Raw genomic sequence first — 10236 nt, 5'->3', positions numbered from 1 at the left:
CACCGTCCGCTTCGACTCCATCGAAGCACCCTGACACCCACCAGCGTCACAGCACCCGCTCGACCCGCACCTCACCCATTATTTTCGGACCAGAGCATGTGGGAAATGCCGGGGCTTCCCGGGCCTTGTCAGTCCGTTCTTATCCTTGCGTCCCAACTGCGTCCCGACACCGCCCCGGACGGCCAGAGACACCGGGCAGTCGGGCGGTTACACCAGCGCGGAGGTGGGTTTCGAACCCGTTCGCAGCGGATTTCCTTTGGTACTACCATGCGAGTCATCATTGCCGAAGACGATGCGCTGATGTTGGACTTACTGGTCCTGGGCTTCGAACGTGCCGGCCATCAGGTGCTCGGTCAGGCAAAGAACGTCGAGGACCTGCTCAACTTCGTCGAGACTACGCCCGTGGACGTGGTCGTCCTGGACATGCAGATGCCCCGGCGGCCGTCGGAGGGCACCGCTGAGGATGCGGGCCTCGAGGCCGCAATAGGGATTCGACAGCGGCATCCCCGGGTCGGCATCCTCGCCCTCTCCCATCACCGGAAGCCGTACCTCGTCGAACAGACCGTCGCTCTCGGTACCGGAATCGGCTACCAGCTCAAGTCACAGGTGGAGAACCTCCCCCGGCTGATAAAGATCACGGAAGAGGTTGGCGACGGCGGCGTCAAGGTCGATGACACCCTCGTGGCAGACCTTTTCGCCAGGAAGCGCGCCACCCAAGCCCTCAGTGAGCTGACCGCGCGCGAGACTGCTGTGCTGCGGCTGGTGGCCGAGGGGCTGTCCACGCACGCGATCGCCGCGCGGCTCAAATTCGCCGATGCAGTGATCGAGAGCTGCCTGTCGGCGATCTACCGCAAGCTGGGTATCGAACCGGATCCGGGAATCAACAAGCGGGTCCTTGCCGTGCTGAGGTTTGTCCAAGGACATGCCCGGCAGATCGTCCCCGCACTTCAGATAATCGAAGTTAGAGATGTAACGCCGGGCAACCTACTGGCGGCGGTCCGCTGCCTGCGCGGTGAGGCCACCCTCGGCACCCGGTTTCGCAGTGTCACAGAGACTGGCAGCGCCGTCGACCTCTTCCTCGTCCACATAGTCCGCGACGGCGGGCCTGTCGAACAGCTCTCCCCCGGAGAAACAGCTGAGGTGCGCCTAGCTGGCGCAGGAGAAGGCGACGTGAAACCCACGCACACGCTGGTCGCTCAGCCCCAGCGCCCCACGCCGTGACTGGTGAACCAAAACTCGAAAGCCGATCGCGCGGGTCGATGGCGGGTGCGCCGCGCGGCACAGACGCCGCGGATGGCGTTGTCAGTTCTGGTGCCGTCGCGCTGAAGAAGCCGGCGGCCGCGTGTGGTCATGTCCCGCTGGGGACACTGTTGGCGAATTCGGCGGTGTCTATGCGGGGCGCAGGCGGCTGAAGCGGGAGGTGCGGGTGTCGGCGAGTGGGGTCCCAGTCAGCCAGGCATCGGTTCGTATGAGGTTGAGAGCAGCAGCGGTGAGCATGTGTTGAAGGCGGGTCTTGTTCAAGCCGATGTAGCGGCTTCTGCGCAGGCCGCAGCGGCGTAACCCTTGAGCGATGGTGCCCTCGACGCCGGCGCGGGTGGCGTAGTGCCGCTGCCACTGGTCGGTTTGCTGTAAATGGCGCCTGGCGCGGATCGCGTCGTGTTCCTCGCGTGGGGCCAGGGCAAGTTTGCGTGGCTCGGTTGTCGAGCGGGTGCACTTCGACCGCACTGGGCAGACGGTGCAGTCGTGGCGATCGAAGAACACGTTGGTCTGCCAGTAGCCGGGCCGCTGCTGCTGGTGGGGTTTCCAGCGGACACTACGGTGTCCTTGGGGGCAGACAGCTGTGTGGGCGTCCCAGTCGATGAGGAAGCGTCGATGGCGAAGCCTTCGTCGGCCTTGCCCTGCCAGGTGATGTCTTCACGGATCGGTCCGGTCAGTTCGACGCCGTGGCTGCTGACGCTGGTGGCCAGCAGTTTGGCGTTGACGTAGCCGCGGTCGACGAAATGCTCGTCGGCCAGCAGCCCGGCCTGGTCGAGAGCAACGTGGATCGTCTCGGTCATCTCGACGTCGGTGACTGTGGCCTCGGTGGTGACGACGTGCGTGATCAGGTGTGGGTAGTTGGCGTCGCAGGTCTCAGTCAGGTGGACCTTGTAGCCGCTCCATTCGGTGGCGTTCTTGATGCAGTAGCGCGCCTCGCCGTCGTAGGGGGACTCGATGCGGTCGCGGGAGGGCGGCATGTCCTTCGGGCCGCGCATCCGCACCCGGTCCTCAGCGATGGTGAACTCCTGGATCCAGCACAGGCGCAGGGCCTCAACAGCCGGAATCTGCCGCAGCCATGACGGGGCACCGGGAGCGAATACCGCTGTCAGCAGCCGTAATCCATCCTCACCGGTCTGCTCCATGTACTGCGTGCGCGGGCCTTCCCCGCGCGGCAGCCGGTAGTCCTCGATGCGCCGCTGGTAGCGGTCGAACCAGTCGGCCGGCGCCGCCTGCAGCAGCCAGTCGGGAGCCGCGGCGGCCAGTGCGTTCAGGGCGGCGCGCAGGTGTTCCGCGGTGTTTTCCAGCCGGTTCAGCCGGCGCACCGCGGCCAGGACGTGTGTGGAATCGGTGCGCTGGCCGCCGGGCCGCACCAGCAGCCCGGCCTCCCGTAGCCGGTCCAGGATCAAATCCAGCAGACGCCGCGGCGCCCGGTCGGCCATCAGACGGTCCCGGAACTCGCTCAGCACGGAATGGTCGAACCCGGGATCGGTTAGCTCCAGCCCCAGAAGAAGCTTCCAGTCGATGCGCCCGCGCACGGCGGCGGCCGCCTGGCGGTCCGACAGGCCCTCCACGAACTGCAGAACCGACACCATCGCCAACTGATGTGGCGACCAGGCGGGTTGACCACGCCGGGGGAACAGATCCACGAATTCTTCGTCGGCGAAGAGCGGCCCGATCACTTCCCGGATCCGCATGCACAGACAGCCCTTCGGGAACGCCAGCCGGGCCACCTCGGCTGTCTGAACCGGAACCTCGCCTGGAACGCGTGGATGCAGCGACACTCCGATCACCTCACGCTCGTGTCCCCGCACACCGAACGACGCCATCATCCCGCGGTCGGCAGATCACCAGCAGACGTCCGCCGAATTCGCCAACGGTGTCCCCAGCGGGACATGACCCGGCCTCGGCCTGGCCACCGTCTGGCCCTACCTCTGGCTCACCGCCCCGGAAGGCACTCGCGGCGAGATCACCGCGGCCCGCGAAATGCTCAGCCGCGCCACCACTCTGGCCGGCTGGGGGCTGCTCTACCTCGCCCTGGGAATCGTGTGGTGGCCCGCGCTGCTGATAGGCGCCACCATCATGGTCACCGCATGGCACCGCGCCCGTAGCGCCACCGACACCTACGCCCTGCTCGTGGAGGCCACCGCCCGCCTGCACACTGTCGACCTCGCCCGCCACCTCGGCCTCACCCACACAGGGCCACTCAGCTGGCAGACAGGCTGGACACTGACCTGCCTTTTGCAAGACCAGAGCCATCTCGTTCCTCCCGCACCTCCAGCAACCCCGCCGCCGTCGACCGCATAGCAGGCTTGCTGCTACAGCGACGGCCGCCCTGGCCCACTGCCCCTACTGGACTTGGGTGGTTGTGACGTTGTTGAACAACGTCACAACCACCCAAGTCCAGCTTGCAGAGGTTGAGAGACGCCCAGTCGTGGGGTAGGTCGCACAGGGTGCTCCGGCAGGGCCGTTCTCAGTACGGGCCGTTTCCGGCCCAGCACTCCCGTCAGACAACCATTGCATACCGGTCCTGCGGCGAGCAGCGCCTCGAACCTGACCTTGCTCAGTCCAGCAACGACCAGACCCACACGGAACCTGCTGCCGGAGCACCCCAGAACGGGCGCAGCGGAGGAAGTTGCACGTCCTTACCGGCACCCTGCGGCCTCAACACGGCCTCACGATCTTGAAATGAAGCCCGAGAGACGCGGGCCAGACGGTCAACGACAACCGCAACCGCTCACATCGTCGCAGGTCAGAGGACTCCTCCACCCCCCGAGCCACACCTGGCCCCAAACCCACGAGCAGCGGATTAAGTCCGTTCAGGCAAAGTTGACGCTCCGCCATCCAAAAATGAACGTTTCCGCAGGTCAGAGACCTGCACAGGTGGGGCGGGTGGGACTCGAACCCACGGCCGACGGATTATGAGTCCTTTGAGGATCTTGGCGGTCCTTGCCGATCAGTGCCGATTCACGCCGTTCTTGCAGGTCAGACGTGCTGATCCGTGTCAGCCCTGTGCAGTGCTTGTCGATCCGTTCCTGTCCTTGCGGCCCCTCAATGGCCCCTGAGGGTCTTCGAGACGGACGCTCGCCACAGCAACCGCCGCCTCCGCCCAGTTCAGCCAAGAGGATGGAACCTTCGCACAGCGGAGTCCCTTGCCGACGGGATGATGCTCCACCCCTTGTCGCGGGGTGGAGCATCATCCCTGATATCAAGGGGCGATCCTGTCCGCCGGACTGCGCATGGACCTGGGTCATAGCGTGTCGATCGGATCAGCCGAGGACGTAGGTCTCATCGCCGAAGTCAGCGACGATCTTCGACTTGCCGCCGAGCGCCTTGGCGTAGGCAGCGAGGGTGTCGACCTCGCTGCGCTCCAGTTGACCCTTCTCGATGCGCGAGACGCGGGCCTGGGTGACACCCATCGCTTCGGCAACCTGGACCTGCGTGGCGTGCTGCCGCTTCCGCAACTCGGCGAGGCGATGAACACGGGAGGCCAGGACCATCGCCTGCGCCCCCTTCTGGATCTGATCCTTTTCGACATCGACAGCAAATACTTGGCTAGCCACATGTTTGCTGTTACGTTGATTATGTGGCCAGCCACCTAAATGGGTGGTGACACGAGAGGAGTCGTCATGAGAGCCATCCTGTTCGACCGTTTCGGCGGCACGGAAGTGCTGCACGAGGCGGACATCGAGGTCCCGCAGCCCGGCTCCGGGCAGATCCGCGTCCGCGTCAAGGCGGCCGGGCTGAACGCGCTGGACGGCAAGATCCGCTCCGGGGCCATGGAGGCCGCGTTCCCCACGCCGCTCCCCGCCGTCCCCGGTGGCGAGCTCGCCGGCGTGGTGGACGCCCTGGGTGAGGGCGTGCAGGACGTGCAGGTGGGCGACGAGGTGCTGGGCTGGTCGGACACCGGCTCGTACGCCGAGTACGCGCTGGCCACCACCGTCGTCCCCAAGCCCGCCGGCCTCGACTGGCAGCACGCGGCCGCGTTGCCGGTGGCGGGCGCGACGGCCGAGCGGGTCCTGGACCTGCTCGGCGTCGTCGCCGGGGAGACCGTACTGATGCACGGCGCGGCCGGAGCGGTCGGCACCCTGGCGGTCCAGCTGGCCACGGCCCGCGGAGCGCGTGTCATCGGCACCGCCGGCCCCGCCAACCAGGACTACCTCACCTCGCTCGGTGCCACCGCGACCCTCTACGGCGAGGGCCTGGTCGAGCGGGTCCGGGCACTCGCCCCCGACGGCGTGGACGCGGTGTTCGACCTGGCCGGGAAGGGAGCCCTGGAGGACTCCATCACCCTGCGGGGCGGCACCGAGCGCATCGTCACCATCGCCGACTTCCGCGCACACCAGCTCGGCATCACCTTCTCCAGCAGTCCCCGGGAACGCTCCGCCGCCGGCCTGGCCGCGCTGGCCCAGGACGCCGCGACCGGCAAGGTCGTCACCACCGTTACCGCCTACCCGCTCGCCGAGGCCGCCACGGCCCAGCAGGTCAGCGACGCCGGGCATGTCCGGGGCAAGCTCGTCCTCACCGTCGACTGATCACGCCCGCCTTTCCCCCTGTTTCGATCATCACCGCACCGAAGGACCCCTCATGCTGAACGCCCTGTGGACACCGACCACCGTCGGTGACATCTCCCTCCCGCACCGCCTGGTCATGGCCCCCATGACCCGCGACCGCTCCACACCCGAAGGCGTACCGACCGAGCTGAACGCCGAGTACTACGCCCAGCGGGCCTCGCACGCGCTCATCATCACCGAGGGCACCCAGCCCTCCACCGACGGCCAGGGCTACCTCCTCACCCCCGGCATCCACAATGACGAGCAGATCGCCGGGTGGCGCAAGGTCACCGACGCCGTGCACGAGGCCGACGGCCGGATCGTCATCCAGCTGATGCACACCGGACGCATCGCCCACCCCGACAACACCCCCCACGGCCGTCAGCCAGTCGCCCCTTCGGCGATCCGGCCGCAGGGCATGATGTTCACTGCGTCCGGGCCCCAGGAGATGCCAGCACCCCGTGCTCTGTCGACGCAGGAGGTCGCGGCGACCGTCGACGACTTCCGCCGCGCCGCAGCGGCCGCCGTCGCGGCAGGCGCCGACGGCGTGGAGATCCACGGCGCCAACGGCTACCTGGTGCACCAGTTCCTGTCCGAGAACACCAACCAGCGCACCGACCGCTACGGCGGTTCCCTCGACAACCGCATCCGCTTCGCCGTCGAGGTCGCCGCTGCCGTGGCCGACGAGATCGGCGCCGACCGCACCGGCCTGCGCATCTCCCCCGGTAACCCCTACAACGACATCGCCGAGTCCGACACCGCCGAGCTGTATCCGGCGCTCCTGCGCGCCCTCAGCCCGCTCGGCCTCGCCTACCTCCACGTCCTCCACGCCGGCGACGACGCGCTGCTGGGCACCCTGCGCGCGCTGTGGCCGACCACGCTGATCCTCAACCGGGCCGGCACCGACCTGCCCACCCGCGCCAAGGACGTCGACAACGGCACGGCCGACCTTGTCTCCGTCGGCGCCCTCGCGCTCGCCAACCCGGACCTGGTCGAGCGGCTACGCTCTGACGCGCCGCTGAACACCCCCGACCCGGCGACCTTCTACGGCGGCGGAGTGGCCGGCTACACCGACTACCCCACCCACACCGCCTGAGGAACCGCATGATGCCCGCCTCCACCCACCGCATCCCCTCTACGGCCAGTGAGGGGCCGATGAGCTACGCGATCTTCCAGCTCGCCCGCGCCCACCGCGCCCGCGCCGCCGCCATACTCCGCGAGATGGACCTGCATCCCGGACAGGAACTGCTGCTCATGCAACTCCTCGACCGGGACGGCCAGACCCAGTCCGAACTGCTCGAAAGCGTCGGCCTGGACCACTCCACCGTCTCCAAGTCCCTGCGCCGCATGCAGGACGCCGGCCTGCTCGTGCGCGAGCCCGCCGAACACGACCGGCGCGTCATGGTCGTCCACCTCACCGACAAGGGCCGTGCCATGCGCGAGCCCCTGACAGCCATGTGGCGGGCCCTGGAGGAGACCTCCGCGGTGAACCTGTCGGCGCGGCAGGCAGAGTCCTTCGTCCGTATCGCCTATGCCATCGCCGACGCGATCAACAGCCGTGCCGTTGCAGGGGAAGAGTCCGAGTAACTCCTCTCGGCCCGCACCCCGGTTCCGGCTTGGAGTGCGGATCGTTTCCGGCGTTCCTGCGAAGTGGACAGTGCTGCAGCTCACGAAGGCCCCGTGCTGAACGGAGCCAGGCGCCCCGACTGTCGGAAGAAGCCCGGTGAGCCGAGCCTGCGGATGTGGCGGAACCCGCCCGCTCACCCCGGTACGTCAGGGAGAACGGGGCGAGCGGGGCCCCAGCGTCCGGGGCAAGCGCGAGCTGTCCCGGTGCAAGCAGGACGAAACTCACTCGGGGGGCAGGGCAACACCCCGCAGGGCCGGCGAGCCCTTCCCCGTCGCCGGCCGGCCGGCCGCACATCGAGGACGGACGCATCACCCGCGTCCAGGTCACCTTCGACCTCCGCAAGCTCCTGCAGGCCGACGGTGACCCGCGCCGCGGATCCGCCCACCACAGGCCAGCCCCCTGAGCGACCCGGGCCGACGGCACCCACGTCCGCGGCCACCACTGCCCCGCCCACTTAATCCCCCCACCACTGACGCGTAATTAGAGCCTGGTCAGGTTGGGTGTGGGCAGGGCAGGGTGCCCGGTGGTCGCAGAGGACCGTCGAGTGCCGGGCTGTCGGTCAGGCCGCGTCCTGCCTGGGGTTGAGGGTGACGGTGTAGCCGAGCTGGTTGAGTTGGTTGATGGCCCGTCGGGTGGCGCGTTCGGGGTTCAACTGCGACTGCTGGAAGCAGTGTTGGGTGCTGTCCTGGCTGCCGTCGACCGGCCTGACCGATGCTGCACTCTCGCGAGGATCCGCCGAGGTCGTACGCCGCCGGTACGGCGTCGAGTACGCCCTGGGCGGGTGGACTTTGCTGCACCGGAGCGGGTCCTGAACGCGGCCATCGACCTGGTCGTCGGGCAGGACATTAGTACGGGGAATGGGCCACGGATCCGCTCGGGGCGGACCAAGGCTGACGACACTACCGCGTGCGTCGCGCGGGAAGGCCCCTCCGGTATGTGCCACGGCTGGGGAAACGAGCCTGCCGGCGCCCTCTGCCGACCGCTCGGCCTCGCATCGGAGCGCCGCACGCGCCCCGTACCTGCAAGGTCCGGCCGACCTGGCACCCCGCTGCGGCCGGACCGGACTGGCCTTCAGCCCTGAGCAAGGGCGAGGATTCCGCCCACCAACAAGAAGAGTCCAGCAGCAATACCAGTCCAACCGAGCACACCGAGGAAGGCCGGACGGAGTATCACCAGCGAGGACGATATGGGAACCGCGCCCAACTGTCGGCGACGGAACGCGAGTGCACGGAAACCGGCGAGCAGTCCGACGAATCCCATGATCAGGTACGACATACGTTTCAGTCCTCTAGGATTTCTAGATATTCTACGATCTCGGCAATCACTGTCGGTATTTCGCCCTCACTTTGCCCTGCCGCCCTACGAAGCTTTCATTACTATGGGCGACCTGAAGGAGGGCCAGCCTTCATTCCATCTCTCGCGATTCTCAACCCCGGCAACCCTTCACCTGAATTTCGCTGATCCCGCTCTGCCAAGTCGCGCTGGCGTTCAGCCGTAGCCGCCAGACCCGCTACTGCCGTCGTAGGGCGCTGTCGCAGCAGTCGTCCGCTGACGTTGCCGTCAACTACTGCCGTCACAGGCACGCGGCAGCGTGGCCACCAATTGCACTAGCTCGTCCAGCAGTACACATACTTGCCAGATTTTCGCTCTTCCCGGATCAATTCAACAAGACTCTGCAGGATAGCAACAGCGGCAGCAAGCTCGATTTTCCCTACCTTTTTCTCGCTCACCCACCAAGAAGCCAGATCTAGGATTTCAGAAACAGAAGCACGATCAAGGGAATCTACAAGAGCCTCCGAAAGCATCAAGACCGATGCCCCCCTTCACTCTCCGCGATCACCTCAGGCAAATCACACTCCACGAGTGAATTGAATGGGATCCCGGTCAGGCGGGCCTCCCAATCCAGAATAGCCTCTTCGGCGTCGAAGTTACCAAAGGTAATGGTATTCAGTGACGAGTCAGGCCCGAGACGAAGGGAATCAACTGCCCCATCGTTAGTTGCAGCGAAGAACTTGACGATGTTGCTCATGAACGCACACTCCGTAACCCGCTTGCGAAGACCCCTCGCCAGATGGGCCCGGGCGCCCATAGCACTGGGCGCCCGGGCCCCCAGACATCTGCTGGAGCCAACCGACTTCGCCAATTAGGGAACTCTGGCATCACTGCCAAAGGGTTCCAACTCCTGGGCCATATCTTGGACCATAGTCAAAAACATGTTGCCCCCACATGCGCGGGGTAGTCAGATTATACCAGCCAATACCTGGAAAACTCGTACCAGTATTGATCCAATCCGGACCGGGCATGCCATTCGGAGTAGAGAATAGATCACCGAGAGAGGGGTCGCCATCGGCGAGCTCCTTCACGCGAGCATCAAGAATATTTCCCTTGATCGTATTTGCCCGACTGGACCTTCGTGCAATCCTCGCGAGATCCTTTGCCGAATATCCAATCGTGCCACTATCCCACTCGGATGCCGCCGTATTCGCATGCTGAAGCAGGCGGGAAGCCGAGGCATCCGGATTTGCAATTGCATTTCCGTTCGTATCGACGACGCTGCAACTAGTATTGTTGACCAAAATCGGCGTGGCCCCGGCCATCACATAGTACGTGTGGAGTTAATCGACCCCTTCGCCCACAATCTGAAACTCGCACTCAGAGCCCCCCAAACGAAGGCAGCGGACAACCCCCTCCGTGAATACAACCCTACGAGCTCGTAACACGATCTTGTCGGTGGCATTGGTGAGGTACGGGGTGCCGGTCGGATGCGGCTGGGATGATTGCGGGCATGACACTGGACTGGTC

8 protein-coding genes and 1 pseudogene are annotated in these 10236 nt (G+C 66.0%); 5 read left to right on the top strand and 4 right to left on the bottom strand.

The genetic code is table 11. From position 1 onward, the window contains the following. Window positions 1-267 precede the first annotated feature (267 nt). Complete coding sequence (locus ACZ4RZ_RS49880) at window positions 268-1221, top strand: response regulator transcription factor (protein WP_467754304.1); 954 nt, start codon at window positions 268-270, stop codon at window positions 1219-1221. Window positions 1222-1389: 168 nt separating this feature from the next. Here ACZ4RZ_RS49880 and ACZ4RZ_RS49875 read toward each other — a convergent pair. Then, a pseudogene (locus tag ACZ4RZ_RS49875) lies at window positions 1390-3038 on the bottom strand (IS1182 family transposase). Between the two features lie 202 nt (window positions 3039-3240). On the opposite strand from ACZ4RZ_RS49875, the gene ACZ4RZ_RS49870 reads away from it, so the two are divergent. Continuing rightward, complete coding sequence (locus ACZ4RZ_RS49870) at window positions 3241-3561, top strand: hypothetical protein (RefSeq protein ID WP_467754303.1); 321 nt, start codon at window positions 3241-3243, stop codon at window positions 3559-3561. A 962-nt stretch (window positions 3562-4523) separates the two neighbouring features. Here ACZ4RZ_RS49870 and ACZ4RZ_RS49865 read toward each other — a convergent pair. Beyond that, complete coding sequence (locus ACZ4RZ_RS49865) at window positions 4524-4817, bottom strand: helix-turn-helix domain-containing protein (RefSeq protein WP_467754302.1); 294 nt, start codon at window positions 4815-4817, stop codon at window positions 4524-4526. Between the two features lie 66 nt (window positions 4818-4883). Here ACZ4RZ_RS49865 and ACZ4RZ_RS49860 point away from each other — a divergent pair, with 66 nt between their 5' ends. From ACZ4RZ_RS49860 to ACZ4RZ_RS49850, 3 genes are read left to right on the top strand one after another with little or no spacing between them, the layout of a single operon-like run. Further along, window positions 4884-5789, top strand: a complete 906-nt coding sequence (locus ACZ4RZ_RS49860; RefSeq protein ID WP_467754301.1) for an NADP-dependent oxidoreductase — start codon at window positions 4884-4886, stop codon at window positions 5787-5789. 52 nt (window positions 5790-5841) lie between these two features. Continuing rightward, entirely contained in the window at window positions 5842-6903 is a 1062-nt protein-coding gene (locus ACZ4RZ_RS49855; RefSeq protein ID WP_467754300.1) for an alkene reductase, read from the top strand. Between the two features lie 11 nt (window positions 6904-6914). Then, window positions 6915-7394 carry a MarR family winged helix-turn-helix transcriptional regulator gene (locus ACZ4RZ_RS49850; RefSeq protein ID WP_467754305.1) on the top strand — a complete coding sequence of 160 codons (480 nt, stop codon included), beginning with the start codon at window positions 6915-6917 and terminating at the stop codon, window positions 7392-7394. Window positions 7395-8505: 1111 nt separating this feature from the next. Here ACZ4RZ_RS49850 and ACZ4RZ_RS49845 read toward each other — a convergent pair. Together ACZ4RZ_RS49845 and ACZ4RZ_RS49840 are read right to left on the bottom strand one after the other, a co-directional pair. After that, window positions 8506-8709 (bottom strand): hypothetical protein, encoded by a 204-nt coding sequence (locus ACZ4RZ_RS49845; RefSeq protein ID WP_467754299.1) that lies wholly within the window; start codon window positions 8707-8709, stop codon window positions 8506-8508. Between the two features lie 529 nt (window positions 8710-9238). After that, window positions 9239-9463, bottom strand: coding sequence for a hypothetical protein (locus ACZ4RZ_RS49840; RefSeq protein WP_467754298.1), 225 nt, complete (start codon window positions 9461-9463; stop codon window positions 9239-9241). Window positions 9464-10236 lie beyond the last annotated feature (773 nt).

The organism is Streptomyces sp. NPDC027189, from assembly GCF_055566975.1.
The sequence above is the reverse complement of the archived record's forward strand: the minus strand, read 5'-3'. Positions and strand labels throughout refer to the sequence as shown.